This is a genomic window from Arachnia propionica (assembly GCF_003859805.1).
GTDB lineage: Bacteria > Actinomycetota > Actinomycetes > Propionibacteriales > Propionibacteriaceae > Arachnia > Arachnia propionica_C.
The window spans coordinates 1-19,021 of sequence record NZ_RQZG01000001.1; the positions used below are offsets into that span (position 1 = coordinate 1).

The 19,021-nt window shown below is 67.2% G+C and carries 17 protein-coding genes and 1 tRNA gene; 13 read left to right on the forward strand and 5 right to left on the reverse strand.

Annotated features, from left to right (window positions below; translation table 11 throughout):
* Positions 1-1,763, forward strand: a 1,763-nt coding sequence (locus EII34_RS15820) for an isopeptide-forming domain-containing fimbrial protein (protein WP_185711087.1), incomplete at its 5' end; no start/stop codon positions are given.
* A 63-nt stretch (positions 1,764-1,826) separates the two neighbouring features.
* Here EII34_RS15820 and EII34_RS00005 read toward each other — a convergent pair.
* Positions 1,827-1,900: transfer RNA gene (locus EII34_RS00005), tRNA-Ile, on the reverse strand.
* A 90-nt stretch (positions 1,901-1,990) separates the two neighbouring features.
* Here EII34_RS00005 and EII34_RS00010 point away from each other — a divergent pair.
* The 8 genes from EII34_RS00010 to EII34_RS00045 all read left to right on the forward strand — a co-directional run bounded on the left by EII34_RS00010 (position 1,991) and on the right by EII34_RS00045 (position 11,035).
* Positions 1,991-2,962 carry a phosphodiester glycosidase family protein gene (locus EII34_RS00010; RefSeq protein ID WP_124841536.1) on the forward strand — a complete coding sequence of 324 codons (972 nt, stop codon included), beginning with the start codon at positions 1,991-1,993 and terminating at the stop codon, positions 2,960-2,962.
* Positions 2,959-4,011 (forward strand): bifunctional glycosyltransferase family 2/GtrA family protein, encoded by a 1,053-nt coding sequence (locus EII34_RS00015; protein WP_185711088.1) that lies wholly within the window; start codon positions 2,959-2,961, stop codon positions 4,009-4,011. The genes EII34_RS00010 and EII34_RS00015 overlap by 4 nt, the downstream gene beginning before the upstream one ends.
* Positions 4,012-4,029: 18 nt before the next feature.
* Positions 4,030-5,676 carry a DUF885 domain-containing protein gene (locus EII34_RS00020; RefSeq protein ID WP_124841540.1) on the forward strand — a complete coding sequence of 549 codons (1,647 nt, stop codon included), beginning with the start codon at positions 4,030-4,032 and terminating at the stop codon, positions 5,674-5,676.
* A gap of 18 nt (positions 5,677-5,694) precedes the next feature.
* Complete coding sequence (locus EII34_RS00025; RefSeq protein WP_221620169.1) at positions 5,695-8,739, forward strand: glycine--tRNA ligase; 3,045 nt, start codon at positions 5,695-5,697, stop codon at positions 8,737-8,739.
* Positions 8,740-8,759: 20 nt separating this feature from the next.
* Positions 8,760-9,182, forward strand: a complete 423-nt coding sequence (locus EII34_RS00030) for a hypothetical protein (protein WP_124841544.1) — start codon at positions 8,760-8,762, stop codon at positions 9,180-9,182.
* Between the two features lie 227 nt (positions 9,183-9,409).
* On the forward strand, positions 9,410-9,778 hold the full coding sequence (locus tag EII34_RS00035) for a roadblock/LC7 domain-containing protein (RefSeq protein ID WP_124841546.1): 369 nt from the start codon (positions 9,410-9,412) through the stop codon (positions 9,776-9,778).
* 5 nt (positions 9,779-9,783) lie between these two features.
* Entirely contained in the window at positions 9,784-10,257 is a 474-nt protein-coding gene (locus tag EII34_RS00040) for a PAS domain-containing protein (protein ID WP_260424987.1), read from the forward strand.
* A gap of 1 nt (position 10,258) precedes the next feature.
* Positions 10,259-11,035 carry a phosphate/phosphite/phosphonate ABC transporter substrate-binding protein gene (locus tag EII34_RS00045; protein WP_260424988.1) on the forward strand — a complete coding sequence of 259 codons (777 nt, stop codon included), beginning with the start codon at positions 10,259-10,261 and terminating at the stop codon, positions 11,033-11,035.
* A gap of 61 nt (positions 11,036-11,096) precedes the next feature.
* On the opposite strand, the gene EII34_RS00050 is transcribed toward EII34_RS00045, so the two are convergent.
* The 4 genes from EII34_RS00050 to EII34_RS00065 all read right to left on the reverse strand — a co-directional run bounded on the left by EII34_RS00050 (position 11,097) and on the right by EII34_RS00065 (position 14,856).
* Positions 11,097-12,575, reverse strand: coding sequence for a carbohydrate-binding domain-containing protein (locus tag EII34_RS00050; RefSeq protein ID WP_124841548.1), 1,479 nt, complete (start codon positions 12,573-12,575; stop codon positions 11,097-11,099).
* 10 nt (positions 12,576-12,585) lie between these two features.
* Complete coding sequence (locus tag EII34_RS00055) at positions 12,586-13,323, reverse strand: polyphosphate polymerase domain-containing protein (protein WP_124841550.1); 738 nt, start codon at positions 13,321-13,323, stop codon at positions 12,586-12,588.
* A complete protein-coding gene (locus EII34_RS00060) occupies positions 13,323-13,892 on the reverse strand; it encodes a DUF4956 domain-containing protein (RefSeq protein WP_124841552.1) in 570 nt (189 codons plus the stop codon). Before EII34_RS00060 ends, EII34_RS00055 begins: the two co-directional genes overlap by 1 nt.
* Before the next feature lie 109 nt (positions 13,893-14,001).
* A complete protein-coding gene (locus tag EII34_RS00065) occupies positions 14,002-14,856 on the reverse strand; it encodes a hypothetical protein (protein ID WP_124841554.1) in 855 nt (284 codons plus the stop codon).
* 112 nt (positions 14,857-14,968) lie between these two features.
* Here EII34_RS00065 and EII34_RS00070 point away from each other — a divergent pair, with 112 nt between their 5' ends.
* The 4 genes from EII34_RS00070 (at position 14,969) to EII34_RS00085 (ending at position 19,020) form a co-directional block, all read left to right on the forward strand.
* Positions 14,969-16,045 carry an AAA family ATPase gene (locus tag EII34_RS00070; RefSeq protein WP_124841556.1) on the forward strand — a complete coding sequence of 359 codons (1,077 nt, stop codon included), beginning with the start codon at positions 14,969-14,971 and terminating at the stop codon, positions 16,043-16,045.
* Between the two features lie 70 nt (positions 16,046-16,115).
* Positions 16,116-17,108 (forward strand): DUF58 domain-containing protein, encoded by a 993-nt coding sequence (locus EII34_RS00075; RefSeq protein ID WP_395858059.1) that lies wholly within the window; start codon positions 16,116-16,118, stop codon positions 17,106-17,108.
* Positions 17,105-18,064, forward strand: coding sequence for a VWA domain-containing protein (locus EII34_RS00080; RefSeq protein ID WP_124841558.1), 960 nt, complete (start codon positions 17,105-17,107; stop codon positions 18,062-18,064). The genes EII34_RS00075 and EII34_RS00080 overlap by 4 nt, the downstream gene beginning before the upstream one ends.
* On the forward strand, positions 18,061-19,020 hold the full coding sequence (locus tag EII34_RS00085; RefSeq protein WP_124841560.1) for a VWA domain-containing protein: 960 nt from the start codon (positions 18,061-18,063) through the stop codon (positions 19,018-19,020). Before EII34_RS00080 ends, EII34_RS00085 begins: the two co-directional genes overlap by 4 nt.
* The last annotated feature ends 1 nt before the right edge of the window (position 19,021 follow it).

A 19,021-nucleotide genomic window follows, 5' to 3' on the forward strand; every position in this document is an offset into this window, starting at 1 on the left:
CGGTGGCGGTGTCGGTTGATCCGGCGGCGGTCACCCCGAAGGCCGATTTCGACGGTGTGGCGAACACCACCCTGGTGACCGACCAGGCGATCAAGGCCGGTGCCACCCACACCTTCACCGTCAAGGCGAAGGCCAAGGTGGCGCTGGATGCCACGGCCGAGGCCCGGGAGTGTGAGCTCCAGGCCGGCGAGACCGGGACGGGTCTGCTCAACCAGGCCACCATGACCAGTGGCGGCAAGACCGTCGAGGCCCGCGCCTGTGAGCCGGTCAGGCTGCCTGCGGTCCAGCTGGTCAAGACCCACCGTGACTTCACCCAGGACAACGACAAGGTGTCCATCACCTACGACGTCAAGGTGACCAACACCGGGGATGTCGCCACCTCCTACTCCTTGACCGACACCCTCAGGTTCGGTCCGGGGATCACCGTCGACGGTGTCGAGGTGACTGCGGTCGATCCGGCCGATGTGAAGGCCGCAGCCGACTTCGACGGTCGGGACAGGGTCACCCTGGTCACGGACCAGCGGATCGACGCCGGTGCCAGCCACACCTTCACCATCACGGTGACAGGTACCGTCGCCGAGACCATCTCGGCCGAGGCGACGAACTGTGAGCTCCGTTCCGGTGAGACCGGGACCGGGTTGCTCAACGGTGCCGTCCTCACCTGGGCCGGCGGTGAACTCGCCGACGAGGCCTGTGAACCGGTCAAGATTCCCGGCAGGCCGCAGGTGAACAAGGTGGTCACGGACTTCGAGCAGCAGGGGCAGGACGCCTCGATCGCCTATGAGGTGACGGTGACCAACCCGAGTGAGTTCGATGCGACCTACTCGTTGAACGACGAGCTGAGGTTCGGTGAGGGCGTGACCGTGGTGCCGGGCTCGGTGACGGTGACGGCTGATCCTGCCGACATCGTCCCGGCCGCCGACTTCGACGGTGTGGCGAACCCCACCCTGGTGACCGATCAGGAGATCAAGGCCGGGGCCACCCACACCTACACCGTCAAGGCGAAGGCCAAGATCAGGATCGGCTCCGCGGCAACGGCCCTGGAGTGCGAACTCCAGACCGGCGAGAACGGCACGGGTCTGCTCAACCGGGTGGAGATGGTGACAGGCGGCCAGTCGCAGACCGCACGGGCCTGTCGCCCCGTCGAGGTGCCTGACCTCCAGCTGAGCAAGATGCAGCGTGACGTCGCCCAGGACGGTGCATCGGTCGCCATCACCTACGACGTGCGGGTGACCAACACCGGTGGCATCGCCACCTCCTACTCCTTGGCCGACACCCTCGCCTACGGTGACGGGATCGAGGTCAGCACCGTCGAGGTGAGTGCGGTCGATCCGGCCGATGTGAAGGCCGCAGCCGACTTCGACGGTCAGGACAGGGTCACCCTGGTCACGGACCAGCGGATCGACGCCGGTGCCAGCCACACCTTCACCATCACGGTGCGGGGCAGGGTCACCGAGAAGGTCACGGCTGCCACGGCCGACTGCGAGGTCCACGGGGCCGAGCGGGGCACGGGTCTGCTCAACATGGCCGACCTCACCTGGATCGGGGGCGAGCTGAGTGACCGTGCCTGTGAGCCGGTCACCCCGCTCCCGCCGAAGCCGGAACCGACGCCGTCGCCCAGCCCGGCCCCGTCACCGACACCGACGGTGACACCCAGCCCGGCCCCGTCGCCGACACCCAGTCCGGCTCCGAGCCCGAGGCCGACCCCGGCGAAGCCGGAGCCGCCGAAGGTCAGGCCGGGTCTGCCCAAGACCGGTCGCTGACAGGAGAAACCCCGTGGGTCCCATCGGACCCACGGGGTTTCCCGTCCCTCGTCATCGGTGAGGTGGGGCGTGCGGGGCTCGAACCCGCGACCCAAGGATTATGAGTCCTCTGCTCTGACCGGCTGAGCTAACGCCCCTTGGAACGAGAACAGTCTAGAACAGGGCCTCATGCCCGGCTCGAAGGACGGTCACAGGGGGAGCACAGCGTCAGCCGTGACGGTTGACCCATGACGAATTCCACAGCCATGAAGAAGATCTCCCGCCGTGCGGTCATCACCGGCAGCGTCGGGATGGTTGGTCTCACCGCTGCCGGAGGCACCGCGTGGGCCCTCGACCGATTCCTCATCGAGCACGCCGATGTCACCTCGGCCTCCGACTACGAAGGGTTGCCCGGCACCCAGAGCGGTGGCACCACCGCGAACATCAGCAGTTCCGCCGACGACGGGGTGATCGACGGGTTGAGCTACACCTCGTCGGACAGGAGCATCACCATCACCGCGCACAGCTCGGGCAGTGGGGACTCGGCCCTGGCCTGGTACGTCGCCGATGTGCGCCTCGGTGATGCCACGTTCCTGGCCAGCGCCTTCGCCAAGGACACCTTCGGCACCAACATCATCGACACTCCCTCCTCGATCCTCTCCCAGGTGGGTGGGCTGTTCGCCGTCAACGGGGACTACTACGGCTTCCGTGACACCGGCATCGTGATCAGAAACGGCGTCGCATTCCGGGATGAACCTGCTCGACAGGGTCTCGCGATCATGCGTGACGGATCGATGGTGAGCTACGACGAGACCGCCACCAGTGCTGCACGGCTCATCGCCGACGGCGCGTGGCACACCCTGTCCTTCGGGCCCACGCTCGTCGACGGTGGCGTGGTGGTGCCCGGCATCGATGAGGTCGAGGTGGACACCAATTTCGGCAACCATTCCATCCAGGGCAGACAACCACGTACCGGGATCGGAATGATCGAACCCAATCACTTCCTCGTCATCGTGGCCGATGGACGCAGTCCTGGGTACAGCACAGGCACGACCATGACGGACTTCGCCGGTCTGTTCACCGATCTCGGTGCGCAGGTGGCCTACAACCTCGACGGTGGTGGATCGTCGGCGATGGTCTTCAACGGTGCCCTGGTGAACAACCCGCTCGGCCGCGGCAAGGAACGGGGCACCTCGGACATCCTGTGGATCGGGAGGTGAGCGTGGTGCTCGTCCTGATCCCTGCATTCGAACCCGGTGACTCGCTGATCCGACTCGTTCGGGACCTCCGTCGCCACCCCCGGCAACCGGAGATCCTCGTCATCGATGACGGATCCGGGCCGGACTTCGACGAGGTCTTCGCCCTGTCGCGTCTCCACGGTGCCGAGGTGCTCCGCCACCACGGCAACCGAGGCAAGGGCCATGCCTTGAAGACCGGTTTCGCCCACGCCCGCCGTGCCCATCCGGGTGAGGTCGTGGTGTGCGCCGACTCGGATGGCCAGCACGAGGTGGCCGACATCATCAAGGTGGCCGACGAGGTGGATCCGGGAGCGCATGAGATGGTGCTGGGGGGACGCCGTTTCACCGGACGGGTGCCGCTGCGCTCCCGGATCGGCAACACCACCACCACATGGCTGTTCCAGGCCCTGACCGGCATCGGCATCGGTGACACCCAGACCGGACTGAGGGCCTACCCGCCATCGCTGCTGGAGTGGCTGCAATCCGTGCCGGGGGAGCGTTTCGAGTACGAATTGCGCCTGTTGCTCCAGGCCCGCGACGCCGGTGTCGGGATCCGTGAGGTGGGGATCGAGACCATCTACCTGGCAGGGAACGCAGGCTCCCACTTCCGTCCGGTCATCGACTCGTGGCGGGTCTACCGTCCTCTGCTCGCCTTCGCGGGGGCCTCGTTGGTGGGCTTCGTCACCGACACCCTGGTGCTGCTGGCGATGATGACCTTGACCGGGCACCTGTTGCTGAGCGTGGTCACCGCACGAGTGCTGTCCGCGACGCTCAACTACCACCTGGGACGGCGGGTCGTGTTCCGGGCCGGGGACCGCAGTTCGGTGCTGCGTTACGGCGGACTCGCTGCCGGGTTGCTCGTGCTGAACTGTCTGCTCATCGCCGCTCTGGACGCGGTGATGCCGTTGGTGGTGGCCAAGGTGCTCACTGAGCTGAGCCTGTTCGCGGTGAGTTTCGTGGTCCAACGGGCCGTCGTCTTCACCGCTGAGCAACCGGTCGAGGTGGCGCCGGCTGGATCTGTCGGGCGGTGATGGCTCTATCCTTGGGCCATGCGCAACCCCTCCGCCATCGATGCCATCGCTGAATCCCATGTCGACGCACTGGTCGCCCACAACCCGGAACATGCCACCGACCTCGGTGTCCCGGGCCACGATGACAGACTCAGTGACCACGGTCCGCAGGTCGTGGAGCAGTGGGCTGAACACCTGCGGGATGTTCTGGGACAGCTGGAGGCGGCCGAGGCCGTCGATGACGTGGACCGGGCGACCAAGGCCGCCATGCAGGATCGCCTCGGGCTCGAGTTGGAGTGCATCGAGGCGGGTGACCACCTGTCAGCCGTCAACAACATCGACTGCCCACTGACCTGGACCCGCGACGTGTTCGACCTGATGGCCACGGACACCGACGAACACTGGGCCACCATCGCGGCCCGCTTGAGGGCCGTCCCGGGGGCCTTCGCCAGTTGGACCGAGACCCTGCGTCGGGGCATCGCCGTCGGCAACGTGCCGGCCAGGCGGGCCGTGCTGGATGCAGTCGGCCAGGCACGTGACCTGTCCCGGGACACCGGGCGGTTCCAGCAACTGGTGGGGGAGTCCGGACGTGACGGAGCACTCCAGGACGAGATCGAGAAGGCGGCTCTCACCGCCCGGGAGGGGGCTGCCGTGCTGGCCGAGTTCCTCGCAGAGGAACTGGCCCCGGTGGCGCGGGAGGCCGACGGGGTGGGCCGGGAGCGTTACCAGCGGGCCTCGCGTGAGTTCCTGGGGGCGCGCATCGACCTGGACGAGACCTATGAGTGGGGGATCGAGTCCCTGGCCCGCATCACCGCTGAGCAGGAGGAGGTGGCGAAGCAGATCTCCGGCGGCACCGTCGCCGAGACGATCGAGCAGCTCAACGCCGACCCCGCCAATGTCATCCACGGCACCGAGGCCCTCAAGGCGTGGCTCCAGGCCACCGCGGACGAGGCCATCGAGGCCCTCGACGGCAAGTACTTCACCCTCGATCCTCGGGTGCGCACCGTCGAGGGGATGATCGCCCCCTCGGCCACCGGCGGGATCTACTACACCGGCCCGTCGTCGGACTTCTCCCGTCCGGGGCGGATGTGGTGGTCCGTGCCGGAGGGCGTGACCGAGTTCACCACCTGGCAGGAGAAGACCACCGTGTACCACGAAGGGGTTCCCGGGCATCACCTCCAGGTCGGCCAGGCCGTCGCCCAGGGGGAGAGGCTCAACCGGTGGCGTTCGCTGGCCTGCTGGGTCTCCGGGCACGGCGAGGGCTGGGCGCTGTACTCGGAGCGTCTCATGGACTCCTTCGGTTTCCTCAGCCCGGCGGAGCGACTCGGGATGCTCGATGGACAACGGTTGCGTGCCACCCGTGTGGTGCTGGATCTCGGGATCCATCTGGGCAAGCCCGCTCTCGGCCAGTACGGCGACGGTGTGTGGTCCTACGACAGTTGTCATCGCCTGTTGCGGGAGAACGTGGCGATGGAGGAGAACCAGCTGCGCTTCGAGCTGCACCGCTACCTGGGCTGGCCGGGTCAGGCACCCAGCTACCTCATCGGTCAGCGGATCTGGGAGCAGATCCGCGATGACGCGGCCCGGCGTGGCGGGGAGGGCTTCGACCTCAAGGACTTCCACGACCGTGCACTGGCGGTCGGTTCCCTCCCGCTCGACGTGCTCCGGGAGGTGCTGGCCGGGTAACCTGTCCGCGTGTTGACGATGCAAGACGCCCTCAGGATCCTCTCCGACTACTGGACCTCCCGCGGTTGCCTGACCTGGCAGCCCTTCAACACGGAGGTGGGGGCGGGCACCATGAACCCGGCCACGGTGCTGCGGGTGCTGGGCCCGGAGCCCTGGGACGTCGCCTACGTCGAACCGTCGGTGCGTCCTGACGACGCCCGTTACGGGGAGAACCCCAACCGGCTCCAGATGCACACCCAGTTCCAGGTGATCCTCAAACCGGAGCCGGGGGATCCCCAGGAGCTGTACCTGGGGTCGTTGGAGGCGCTCGGCATCGATCTGGACGCCCACGACGTGCGTTTCGTGGAGGACAACTGGGCCCAGCCCGCCATCGGTGCCTGGGGACTGGGTTGGGAGGTCTGGCTCGACGGGATGGAGATCACCCAGTTCACCTACTTCCAGCAGGTGGGTGGGCAGGATCTCAACCCGATCCCGGTGGAACTCACCTACGGTCTGGAACGCATCCTCATGGCTCAGCAGGGGGTCACCCACTTCAAGGACATCGCCTACTCCCGCAAGCCCGACGGCACCGTGGTCACCTACGGTGAGGCCTTCGGGCAGCAGGAGTACGAGATGAGCCGTTACTACCTCGACGACGCGGACGTCGAGGCCAACAAGAGGCTCTACGAGGCCTACGTGTCGGAGGCGGGCCGGATGGTGGAGGCCAGGCTCCCGGTGCCCGCCCACCAGTACATCCTGAAGTCCAGCCACGCCTTCAACGTCCTCGATGCCCGGGGCGCGATCTCCACCACCGAGCGGGCCCAGGCCTTCGGGACGATGCGACGCCTGATGCGTGACACCGCGGCGTTGTGGATCGAGCGTCGTGAGGAGCTCGGCTTCCCCCTGCTCAAGGTGCAGCAGGAGGCAGAACCCGAGCCGCTGGAGCTCCCGGCCCCGACCACGGGCACGGCACAGACCTTCGCCCTCGAGATCGGGGTGGAGGAACTGCCCCCGCACGTCGTGACCACCACGGTCGGTCAGGTTCACGATGCCATCACCGCCGGGTTGGCGGCCTCGCGGCTGGGCCACGGGGAGGTCGTGGTCGAGGCCACCCCGCGTCGGGTCGTGGTGACGGTGACCGAGGTGGCCGCGATGGAGGAGGACTCCACCACACTGCGCAAGGGGCCGAAGTGGGCCGCGGCCTTCGATGCCGACGGCAACCCGACCAAACCGCTGCAGGGCTTCATGCGTGGTCAGGGCGTCACCGTGGAACAGATCGTCAGGGCGGAGGTCGGTGGCACCGAGCACGCCTGCGTGACGCTCGAGGCTCCCGGGCGCACCGTCCTGGAGGTGCTGCGTGGCATCGTCGAGACCACCGTCTCGGGGCTCCGGGCCGAGAAGAACATGCGATGGTGTGATCCGAGGCTGTCCTTCTCCCGCGCCATCCGCTGGGTGCTGGCACTGTGGGGGGAGCAGGTGGTCCCGGCGCGGATCTCCGATCTCGTCACGGGACGCAACACCTACCTGCAGCGCACCACGGCGGCCACCGCCGGATCGCTGCAGCGTGCCGACGGCGTGCCCGTCGGCATCCACGAGGTCGCCTCGGCCGATGACCTGGTGCCCACCATCGCCCGGGGCGGGATCCGGCTCGGTTTCGAGGAGCGCCGTGCCGCTGTCATCGAGCAGGCCACCCGGCTGGCCGAGGCGGCCGGGGGAGTCGTCGACTTCACGGCCAATGCCTCGCTGGTGGACGAGATCACCAACCTGGTGGAGGAGCCGGTGGGGGTGCTCGGTTCCTTCGACGAGCGCTACCTGGAACTCCCGGACCGGATCCTGGTCCAGGTCATGGCCAGGCACCAGCGCTATCTTCCTGTCCGGGACGCCCAGGGTCGGCTCATGGCGCGTTTCGTGACCATGGCCAACGGGTCCTGCGACCATGAGCTCGTGGCCAGGGGCAACGAATCGGTGCTGCGGGCCCGCTACGAGGACGCCCTGTTCTTCTGGAACCAGGATCTGGAGGTCGAGAACATCGAGCGGTTCGTGCCCGGTCTGGAACAGCTCACCTTCGAGAACCGCCTCGGTTCCATGGGGTTGCGCGCCCGCCGCATCGCCGAGGTCGCCCGAACCCTGGCGGGGCACCTCGGGGTCGATGCTGGCGAGGCCGCGACCCTGCGGCGTGCCGGAGAGCTCGCGAAGTTCGACCTCGCCACCAAGCTGGTGACGGAGATGACCAAGCTGGCGGGTTTCGTCGCCCGTGAGTACGCCCTGCGCAAGGGTGAGCCCCGGGAGGTCGCGGAGGCTTTGTACGAGATGGAGCAGCCGCACACCACCGCTGATGCGGTTCCGCAGTCGAGGCCCGGGGCGCTGCTGGCGCTTGGTGACCGGTTCGACCTGCTCATGGCGATGTTCGCCCTCGGGGCGAAGCCGTCCGGTTCCTCCGATCCCTACGGGCTGCGTCGTGCGGCACTGGGAGTGGTTCGGATCCTGCGGGAGGACACCGCCTTCACCGGGGTGTCGGTGCGTGATGGTCTGCTCGCTGCGGCAGAGGCGTTGCGGGGCCAGGGCGTGGAGGTCTCGGATGATGCGGTGGACCGGGCCGAGGAATTCGTCATCGGACGGTTCGCCCAGCTGATGCGCGACGAGGGCCGCTCGGCCGAGCTGGTGGCCGCGGTGCTGCCCGCCGCCGGGCACCCGGCGGATGCGGCCGCCAAGGTGGGTGACCTGGAGCAGCTGGTCGGGGATCCACAGTGGCGCCGGATCGTCGGGGCCCTGGTTCGTATCCACCGGATCGTGCCGGAGGGCACCGAAGCGACCATCGACCACGAGATCCTGGAGGACGAGGCCGAACGGACCCTGGCTGCTGCGGTGGCGGATCGTCGCCCGAGCCGAGAGGTGGCCCAGTTCGCCTCCGTCGCCCGTGAGCTGGTCCAGCCGATCACGGAGTTCTTCGAGGAGACCCTCGTGATGGCGGAGGAACCCGGGCTCCGGGCGGCACGGCTGGGGCTGCTCGCCTCGGTCGCCGCGCTCGCTCCTCGGGGGCTCGACTGGGCGGCCATCGACACGGCCACCAAGATCACCCAGTGACGCAACGGTCAGGAGGGACCATGGAAACGACACCCAGTCAGGCCGCTGTTGCTGCTCCGCTGGATGACGGTGAGCGCGTCTTCACCTGGGACGGGGTCGAGTTCCGGGTGGACGAGAAGCTCGCCCGAGAACTGGTCAGGGACAGAGCAGGGGCGAGGCTCTTCGACGAGATCGTCGGCGGCTACCTGGCAGCGATGCCCCAGGTGGCGGAGGCCATCCGTGCCGACCTGATGCAGTGGGGGGACTGGTTCGACCCGGCCGTCCTGGGAACCGGTCCACAGGAGATCGCGGCCTGCCTCGGCCCGGTGAGGGTGCACACCGTGTCCCGGAGGTGGGGAACCCGGTTGACCTACACGGAGCACCGACTCGATGAGGACCACCTCCTGGACCTGGAGATCGCCGGTGCCTGGGAGTCCATCGACGAGGTGGTCCTCGACGGGTGAGCGCCACCCCTGGTCAGAAATGAGCAGAAAAAACGTTCACTGGCCGAAAGGTTGACAGAACCACGGGTTCATGCGGGTTTCGCGCCGAGGTGGCTGGCCGAAGGGTGGGGTGCAAGCCTCAACCTTTGGTTGAGGCTGTTGACAGGTTGGATAACTTTCGTCAAACTCAAACATGTCGATTAGCCAAAAAGATGGCATGATCGCGTACCGACAGACGAAGGAAGACCATGTCCAGGATTGATCAGATCGAACAGTTGCTCAAGCGGCTCGTCGCTCTCACCCCGGATCTGGAGGGGGCAATCCTCGTCACCCTCGACGGCCTGCCGATTGCCTCGGCGCTGGCCGGAGGGACCGACGAGGACCGCGTCGCCGCCATGGGGGCCGCAGCACTCGCCACCGGATCACGCACGGTGAGCGAGCTCGCCCGCGGTGAGCTGGAGCAGGTGCTGGTCAAGGGCAGCGAGGGCTACATCGTGCACATCGCCGCCGGTCGAGAGGCCGTTCTCATGGGCATCTCCAACGGGCTGGCCAAGCTCGGGATGATCCTGTTCGAGATGAAGTCCACGGCCAAGGAACTGGCCCGCGAACTCGCATGATCCACATGGAGGACATGACCTGCGAGGGCGAAGCCCAGCAATGGACCTACCACGACGGCACGAGCCGTCGGGTGGTCGTGACCGATGTGGAGACCCTCTTCCCCTCAGGCGAACTGATCGTCTCCCAGACCGACCGTGACGGGATCATCACCACCTGCAACGACGCCTTCGTGCTCATGTCGGGTTTCGAGAAGCACCAGCTCATCGGTGCGCCGCACTCCATCCTGCGCCACCCTGACATGCCGCGGGCTGCCTTCGCGGACCTGTGGAACACCGTGAACCAGGGCAAACGCTGGTCCGGATACGTGAAGAACCTCCGTGCCGACGGTGGGTTCTACTGGGTCTACGCCACGGTGATCCCGAAGATCCGTGGTGGCGAGATCGTCGGGCACACCTCGGTGCGACGTGAGCCGTCGCGTGACAAGGTCGCCGAGATGTCAGCCATCTACCGGCAGATGATCCTGGACGAGGGGCGTTGAGATGAGCATGCACTTCGCCATCAGTCCTGACGTGAACATCAAGAACGTCACCGACTGGTTCATCCTCAACACCAAGGTGCAGCGGATCACCGGACTGGCGTTCACCCCGACCGCCTACACCGACTTCGCGGATCTGCACGCCGCTTTCGAGGACGGTCGAGCGGACGTGGTCTACGCGAACGCGGCAGACACCGCATACCTCGTGCGTGACAAGGGCTATCTTCCGGTGGCCTGGGCGCGAGGGATGGCCAAGGAGGCCGTGGTCGCGGTCTCCGAGGAGAGTGACATCACCGATGTCGCGAGCCTCAAGGGCCCACTCACCGTGGCGGCGACAGATGCCCCGGACGTGGAACGGGTGTGCCGCATCATGCTCGAACCGGCCGACATCGGCTACCGGGACCTGGAGATGACCATCCGCCCGAATCCGGTGCTCGTGGCGAAGGCCCTCATCCAGGGGCACGCCCAGGTCGGTTTCTTCCCGCAGGACGCCTACGACGAGCTCTCGTCGATGGTCCGGATGCAGCTGCGTGAGCTGGTGCGCAGCCGGATCTACGTGGTGCGCAGCAGCCTGCTCGCCAGCCCGCAGCTGGCCGACCACGTCGAGACCCTCTGGCGAGGACTCGACGACCTGGCCAAGGGAGGCACCAACGATGACCTGCTCGCCGCTCTGGGCGCCCCCAACGGGTGGGAACGGCTGGAGCAGGAGGACACCGAGTTCATGATCGACCTCATGGACGCACTGTCCCAGGACGGTGAGGAACCCCGCCGCCGAGCCTGAGACCGGATGTGACGTGTCGTCACCACCGCGCACGGTGGTGACGACACGTCGCGTTCCAGCATCAGGGACGATCCCCACCGGGTCCTCCGGGCCCTCCGCCGGGGCCCTGCATCCCACTGCGGTACTGGTTGGCCGCCACACTGCCCACCACGGTGCCGTCGAGGCTGACCCGGTAGGTGCCGTCCGGGCTGATTCCCGGACCGGAGTAGAGGACCGACGCGTACTGCTTGAGTGATGACTCCGTGGCGATGACGGTGCCCTGGGAGTCCAGGATCGAGACCTCACCCGTGGTGCTGCCTGCCAGCTCCGTGAACACGAATCCCTGGGTGGACTCCTTCGTGGGGGTCTCCGCCATCCCGGCGGAACCGAGAGCCCACAGTTCACCGCCGGTCATGACCAGTCCCTCCTGCACGTCGATCGCCGCATTGCCGTCGTCGACCGGTCCGTGGACCACGACGGAGCCCCCGGAGATGGTGGCCGTGGCGTTGGAGTCGATGCCGTCACCCGCGGCGTCGATGGTCAGTGAACCGCCGGTGACGAACAGGCCGGTCGGGGCGTCGCCGGAGATGTTGACCCCGTCATCGGAGCTGGTCAGAGCGATCTCACCTCCTGCGATGACGATGGTCTGGGCCTCCATCGCCTCCACCGAACCGGTGACCGTGACGGTGGCGTCGGAGATGGCGACATCGGTGAAACCCTTGATCCCGTCGTCACCGGCGTTCACGGTGAGCTCACCACCCGAGAGGAGGACGAAACCACGTTCCGTGTCGGTGTCGTTGTCGGCCTTCACCCCGTCCCCTGCGGCTTCGACGACCACCGTGCCGCCCTCGATGACGACGTAGTCCTTGCCACGGATCCCGTCATCGACAGCGGTGACCTCGATGGTGCCGCCAGCGATCACCAGGCCGTCAGCGGAGTTGATGGCGTCATTGTGGTTGCCGACCACCTTCAAGGTTCCGGAGCCCGTGATGGTCAGGTCACTGGCGGAGTCGATGGCTGATGACGGTGCGGTCTCGGAGGTGTCGGTGTACCCGGTGGCGTCACCCACGGTGTTGGTGGAGCCCGCTGCCAGGATCACGGTCACCTCATCCGCGGTGCTGACCACCAGAGGAGAACCCTCGGGGTTGTCGAGGTCCACACCGTCCAGGATCAGCTGGACGTCCTGACCGTCGGCCGCCACGGTGATCTGGCCCGAGAACGAGCCGGTGAGTCGGTAGGTACCGCCCGTGGTGATGGTCACGTCCGACTCCGCGATCTCCACACCCGAGCCGGATGTGGTGGCCGTGGTGCCGTCGAGGGTGACCTCCACCACTGATGCCTCATCCCAGGTGGCGTCCTGGGCGGTGTGGTGGGACTCCTGGTTGGCGGCGAGCAGGGAGGTCAACTGATCGTTCCCGCTCGTGGTGGAATCGGTCTGCACGATGCTTCGTCCTGCACCGGAGGTGGACGCTGTCGTGGTGTCCGACGTCGAGGCCTGACAGCCGACGAGACCGGCTGCCAGGGCGAGGGAGGCGAGTCCGAGGCGGAGTGTGGTGTTCATTGTCGTCCTTTCAGAAGTGACGGGTGAGGGTGGAGTGCCAACGATTGGTCGGCAGTTCAGGGTGGAGCGCGGCCAGCCCGGTCGCGTACTTCGAGATGCGACCTTGACGGTGCCCGGCGCGCCAGAGGAGCCGGTCCATCGCACCGGGGGAGGAGGCGGACTTCGTCTCGATGATGCTCAGTTCCGGTCGGTGCAGGACCTGTCCTGCACCGACCCAGGTCAGGTCCTGGTCCAGGGTGATCCGGGTGGCGCCGTCAGGGCTGAGCAGTGTGGTGCGGGTGTAGCTCGTCCCCAGACTGGGCCGCAACCATGACGGACGAATTCCGTGGACCCCGCCGGCGGTCAGGCATGAGCTGATGAAGTCGAACTGGCCGGGGGCAAGGGAGTGCAGGGAGTCACCGACGTGGGGGAGACGTCGCTTGATGGTCCTTCCCCGATGGCTGGTCTTGACCTCGAGGAAGACCTCACCCGAGTCGCAGTAGTGTCGAAGACGCACCTTGAACCGGGTGGGGCGACCACGAGCGGCCAGCAGGTAGGAGTCCCGTGCCGGGGTGTCGAAATAGACGGTGCTGTAGTGGAAGCTCTGTCTGCCATCGATCTCCAGCACCCGGGTCCTCGCTGGGAGCAGCTCGATGAGGGGGTGGACGGCACTCAGCGCGAGCGGGTACTTACGGTCCACACGGTCGAGCAGCTGAGAGGTGGAGTTCAGCTCGGTGAGGCTGACCGGGGCCAGGGCATCGAGGCGCATCAGAGGACCTCCACCCCGGGACGGGCGGTGAGGTGGGCACCGGGTCGATGGCGCACCTCGGCGAGTGTCGAGTCATTGACGAAGTCCACCCGTTGCACGTTCACCCCGAGGATCCGCCCACCGAGTCGGTTCGCCAGTTCGTGACGCAGCTCCTGGTCATCGGTGATGGCTCGGTCGAGATGGATGATCTCCCGGCGGGTCGCGGTGCGGAACGAGGGGCGATCCACGACCGCCAGCACTGCGACGATGACGCCCATGAGGATGTAACTGAGCACGGAGTTGGACAGGCCGCCGATCAATCCGAGGGCCAGGGCGCTGAAGTAGTAGGCGACCTCGTGCTGGGCGAGCTCGTCGGAGCGCAACCGGATGATCGACAACACCCCGAACAGGCCGAGTCCCAGTCCGGCTGCGACCTCACTGCCCGACAGCACGATGGACACGGCCATCACCCCGATGTTGACCCCGAGGTAGGCCACCGCGAGGTCGCGACGGTGGTGTCTGGGAAGGTAGACGGCGAAGACGAGAACTGAGATGGCGATGACGTTGGCGAGATGGGGCAGGTGTTCCATGACCGGGCCTTCGGTGATCGGGCGAGGGCACTTCCCTCGGTTCACACACCATCTCGCCAGCCCGATCTGTGTGGTTCCTGTGAGGCCAGGATGACTCAGGTGTGAGTCGTCACAGCTTTCGTTCCGGTGTCGGGCTGCCGGGACCGGACTCGTCGCCGGAGGGCTCCGTCATCGACGGGGTGTCCGAGCGTGACGGTGTGCCCTCATCGGGTCCGGAGCTGCTCTCCTCGGGGCTGCCGGGGCTGCTCCCGGACGGGCTGCCGGAACCACCACCGGATCCCTCACCCGAGGAGGGGATCGGCGGGGGAGGGGAGACCTTGGGCTGGTTCTGGAACACCAGGATCGCGAGCAGGATCGCCACCGCGGTCAGCAGCAGCATGAGCAGGAAACTGACCAGGATCGAGATCCAGCCCGCGCGGTCCTTCCTGCCCGGCCAGGGCAGTGGCCACAGCCGTGTCGTGCCACCCGCGGGGTTGCTCCACCAGTGGAGCAGGAAGTCCGGCCCCTTCGGGGTGCCGAGCTGCGGGGTGTGGACCAGGTCGACGGCTGCCAGGACCCGACCGGCCTCCGCCACGGCCCTGAGTGAACCGTCGAAGGCGAGGGCCACCCACGGGGCCAACGGTGCGTGCGAGGCGACGATCGGATCGTCGTTCTCGTCACGGAACCGAACCGCCAGGCGACCCTCGTCCTGACCCTGACCACCTCGGGCCACGACCGTGTCGATGTGCATGGCGTCCACCTCGCCCGCGAACCTGGCACGGGCTGCGGAGTCCTGGGCGGCGCCGTCGCCGAGCAGGATGAGCATCACGGCGTCCGAGTCGTCCGCGTGGGCACAGTACGCCACGCCGGCAGGAGTGGCGTGGAGTCTGGAGTCGAGCCAGAAATCACCCACCTTCACGGGATCGTGGTCCTGCAGCGGGTGGTGGTCGGCCAGCGCCTGGTGCGGATCGGGAGAGTCAGTCATCAGGGACTATGACACCACATCCGGTGAGCAGGTGGGGGCCGGGGACGGCTCTGGACGGAAATGCTCGCCCATGGCGGTATCGTGGGGGGCGATCGTGACAAGGAGCCATTGAGTGAACAGTCCCCATGCGCAGCCCGGGCTGCCCACCACCATCGCTGAAGCGGCCCATCTGCTCGGCACCGCCATCAGTCAGGTGCAGCGAGTCATCGTCGGTCAGGAACACATGGTCCAGCAGTTGATGGTGGCCCTCCTCGCGAAGGGGCACTGTCTGCTGGAGGGCGTGCCCGGTGTCGCCAAGACCTTGGCGGTGCGGTCGTTCGCCACTGTCGTGGGTGGTGACTTCGCACGTGTGCAGTTCACCCCTGACCTGGTTCCCTCGGACATCGTGGGCACCCGTATCTACTCGGCGACGGCGGAGAGCTTCGAGATCGAACTCGGCCCCGTCTTCGTGAACTTCGTCCTGGCCGACGAGATCAACCGGGCCCCTGCCAAGGTCCAGTCGGCCATGCTCGAGCTGATGGCGGAGAAACAGGTCTCCATCGGCGGCCGGACCTATCCCGCGCCGGACCCCTTCATCGTCATCGCCACCCAGAACCCCGTGGAGTCCGAGGGCGTCTATCCGTTGCCCGAGGCACAGCGGGACCGCTTCCTGGTCAAGGTGGACGTGCCGTACCCGAAGGGCAACGAGGAGTTCGAGATCCTGAGGCGGATGAGTGTCAAACCCCCGATCGCGGAACGGGTGCTGAACCCGGAGCTGGTCCGTCACCTCCAGGACATGGCCGCCAGGGTCTTCGTCCACAACCTCGTCAGTGAGTACATCGTCCGGTTGGTCCTGGCGACCCGGACCCCGTCGGAGTTCGGGATGCCGGATCTGGAACCGGTGATCCAGATCGGTTGTTCCCCGCGTGCCACGCTCGGTCTCGTCGCCGCCGCCCGTGCGTTGGCGCTGATCAACGGACGGGACTACGTGCTGCCCACCGATGTCCAGGCCGTCGCCCGGGACGTGATGGCGCACCGGATCGTGCTCGGTTTCGATGCCGTGGCTGACAACGTCAACACCGCGGAGGTCGTGGACCGGATCCTCGCCATGGTGCCTGCCCCGACCCCGGTGTGGAACGACCAGTCCAGGCAGCAGCGCCACCAGCAGCACGGCTACCAGTCGACGGCACCGTACCCGGGACAGGGCTGAGGCCGTCTTGGCGATCCCCGCATTCCACCCCGCTGCCCCGCCCCGACGAGACGTCGGGGCGGCGACGACGGTGCTGCGTGCCCCCAGCGGCCCCACCATCCCCTTGTCGAAGCTGGCGCCGGAGGCGGCACTGCGACGGCTCGAGCTCACTGTCGTCAGACGCCTCGAGGGTTTCCTCCACGGTGACCACATGGGGTTGCTTCCCGGTCCCGGGTCGGACACCAACGACGCCCGGCCGTACCAGCCGGGGCAGGATGACGTGCGCAAGATGGACTGGGCGGTGACGGCACGCACCACCATCCCGCACGTGCGTGACACCATCGCCGACCGGGAACTGGAGGTCTGGGGGCTGCTGGACGTCACCCCGTCGATGAACTGGGGGACCGAGGGGATCACCAAACGAGATCTGGGCATCGCCGCGATCGCCACGATCGGGTTCCTCAGCCAGCGGATGGGGGACCGGTTCGGCGGCATGCTCCTGCTGCCCGACCGGGTCAGGAGGCTTCCGGCGCGTTCGGGGCGAACCGCTTTGTACGGGCTGTTGCGGCAGATGCTGACCACCCCGATCGTGCCCGACCAGGCACCCGGTGAGCTTGACCTGGCAGAGGGAGTGGAACAGCTGACCCGCAGCCAGCGACGGCGGGGCATGCGGGTCATCGTCTCGGACTTCCTCACCGCGGGGGAGGCGGAACTCGACCCGGACCGGCCACCACCATGGGAACGGGCCATCCGACGGTTGGCGGTCAAGAACCAGGTGCTCTGCGTCGAGGTGCTGGACCGTCACGAGCTGGAGTTCCCGGATGTCGGGGAGATGCTGATCCGTGATCCGGAGACCCAGTTCCTGCGTTACGTCAACACGGCGGACCCCGTGGCGCGGCGACGGATGGACGAGGCCTCGCGGGCCCAACGGGAGCGGGTACGCATCGCACTGCGTCGTGCCGGTGCCGGACACATCCAGCTGCGGACGGACCGGGACTGGGTGGCGGACATCGCGCGCTTCGTGCTCAACTACCGGCGGGTGGCGAGTGTGCTGCATGCGCCGCCCCAGGGGGTGAGTCGATGACCTGGATCGAGTTCAAGACCCCGGAGCGGTTGTGGGTCCTGCTGGTGCTTCCCGCACTCATCATCCTGTACCTCGTGTTGATGAGGCTCAAGGGGCGCACCTCGATGCGCTTCACCAACACGGGTGTGCTCGGCCGGGTCATCGGGTCCCAGCGACGCTGGACCCGGCACCTGGCGGTGGCGATGTCGTTGTGTTCCCTCATCGCACTGGGCCTGGCCTGGGCACAGCCCCTGGGGACCGAGAAGGTGCCACGGGAACGGGCCACCGTCGTGGTCGTGGTGGACACGTCGTTGTCCATGGAGGCCACTGATGTGTCACCGAACCGCTTGGAGGCGGCGAAGGCGGCGGCATCGGACTTCGTCAGCGGCCTTCCTGCGACCTACAACGTGGCTCTGGTGGCCTTGGACGGCTCCCCCTCGATCGTGGTCCCCGCGACAACGGATCGCGGGCCGCTGGAGCGTGTCCTCCAAGGTCTGGAACTGGGCGAGGGGACTGCCATCGGGGACGCGTTGACCGTCTCGCTCGAGGCGATCCAGGCGGCCCCACCCGCAGAGGGTGGGGAACCCCCGCCGGCGATGATCGTGATGCTGAGCGACGGGACCAACACCGACGGGACCGATCCGAGTGAGGGCACCCGGCAGGCGAAACAGGCCGGGGTCCCGGTGTACACGATCGCCTACGGTACCGAGAACGGTTACGTCGACCTTGACGGCAAGCGTCACAACGTGGCCCCGGACAAGGATGCGTTGCGGACGATCTCGCAGACCACCGAGGGGGAGGCGGTCACCGCGGACAGCGTGGCGAGTCTCCAGGACGCCTACAAGAGGATCGGCTCCGCCGTGGGGCTGGAGGAAGTGAAGAAACCCGTGACGGCGCAGTACGCGCTCGGAGCGCTCGGGTTCGCCGTCATCGCGGCGCTCGGGGCCGTCATGATGGCAGCGAGGTGGCCACGATGACCGTGATTCTGGCACTGGAGTTCATGCGCCCCGCCCGTCTCTGGGCCATGGTCATCGTGGCCGGAATCGCCGGGCTCTACGTGCTGCTGGTGAGCCGGCGGCCACGTCCGGGACGCCGCAGCCGGATCCACCTGGTGATCCCGAAGGATGCAGCCTGGAAACGCCATGGTGCGGTGCTGCTGGCCCTGCTCAGCCTGGCCTCCCTCGTGGTGGCCTGGGCGATGCCCACGGACTTCGGCAAGCAGCCCCGTGACCGGGCGACGGTGGTGGTGACCATCGACGTGTCCTGGTCCATGGAGGCCGAGGATGTCAAACCGAACCGTCTGGAGGCCGCGAAGGAATCCGCGAAGGAGTTCGTGCTGAGCCTTCCCGAGAGGTTCAACGTGGCACTGGTCACCTTCGCGGGGACGGCGAACATCGCGGTGCCTCCCACTGTCGACCGAGGTGCCCTCACCCGTGCCATCGACGGCCTGAGCATGGCACCGTCGACGGCGACCGGGGAGGCCGTCTACACCAGCCTGGACGCGCTGCAACTGGTGCCGCCGAATCCCGACGATCCCGAGGACGTGGCACCCGCGGCGATCGTCCTGCTCTCCGACGGGGCCAGCAACATCGGACGGTCCTCCGCCGATGCCGCGAAGGTGTCCCGCGAGATGGGTGTGCCGATCTACACCATCGCCTATGGCACCCAGGACGGATACGTCATCTCCAACGGCCAGCGGCAGCGGGTGGCGGTCAACCACCACGAGCTGTACGTGATCGCCGACAACTCGGGTGGGAAGAAGTTCTCCGCCGAGTCGGCAGGTCAGCTCGGTGAGGTCTACGACGCGATCTCCACCGACATCGGCTATGAGCGGGTCCCCATGGAGGTCACGGAACGCTACGCGGGCTACAGCCTCATCTTCGCCATCCTGGCAGCGCTCGGGGTGATCTCCCTGGGGGCCCGCTGGCCGTGAC

Coding starts and splice junctions, on each gene's coding strand:
- EII34_RS00080 (WP_124841558.1), top strand. CDS start 17,105: ATGACCTGGATCGAGTTCAAGACCCCGGAGCGGTTGTGGGTCCTGCTG.
- EII34_RS00065 (WP_124841554.1), bottom strand. CDS start 14,856: ATGACTGACTCTCCCGATCCGCACCAGGCGCTGGCCGACCACCACCCG.
- EII34_RS00035 (WP_124841546.1), top strand. CDS start 9,410: ATGTCCAGGATTGATCAGATCGAACAGTTGCTCAAGCGGCTCGTCGCT.
- EII34_RS00085 (WP_124841560.1), top strand. CDS start 18,061: ATGACCGTGATTCTGGCACTGGAGTTCATGCGCCCCGCCCGTCTCTGG.
- EII34_RS00050 (WP_124841548.1), bottom strand. CDS start 12,575: ATGAACACCACACTCCGCCTCGGACTCGCCTCCCTCGCCCTGGCAGCC.
- EII34_RS00045 (WP_260424988.1), top strand. CDS start 10,259: ATGAGCATGCACTTCGCCATCAGTCCTGACGTGAACATCAAGAACGTC.
- EII34_RS00025 (WP_221620169.1), top strand. CDS start 5,695: ATGCAAGACGCCCTCAGGATCCTCTCCGACTACTGGACCTCCCGCGGT.
- EII34_RS00010 (WP_124841536.1), top strand. CDS start 1,991: ATGACGAATTCCACAGCCATGAAGAAGATCTCCCGCCGTGCGGTCATC.
- EII34_RS00055 (WP_124841550.1), bottom strand. CDS start 13,323: ATGCGCCTCGATGCCCTGGCCCCGGTCAGCCTCACCGAGCTGAACTCC.
- EII34_RS00060 (WP_124841552.1), bottom strand. CDS start 13,892: ATGGAACACCTGCCCCATCTCGCCAACGTCATCGCCATCTCAGTTCTC.
- EII34_RS00040 (WP_260424987.1), top strand. CDS start 9,784: ATGGAGGACATGACCTGCGAGGGCGAAGCCCAGCAATGGACCTACCAC.
- EII34_RS00030 (WP_124841544.1), top strand. CDS start 8,760: ATGGAAACGACACCCAGTCAGGCCGCTGTTGCTGCTCCGCTGGATGAC.
- EII34_RS00020 (WP_124841540.1), top strand. CDS start 4,030: ATGCGCAACCCCTCCGCCATCGATGCCATCGCTGAATCCCATGTCGAC.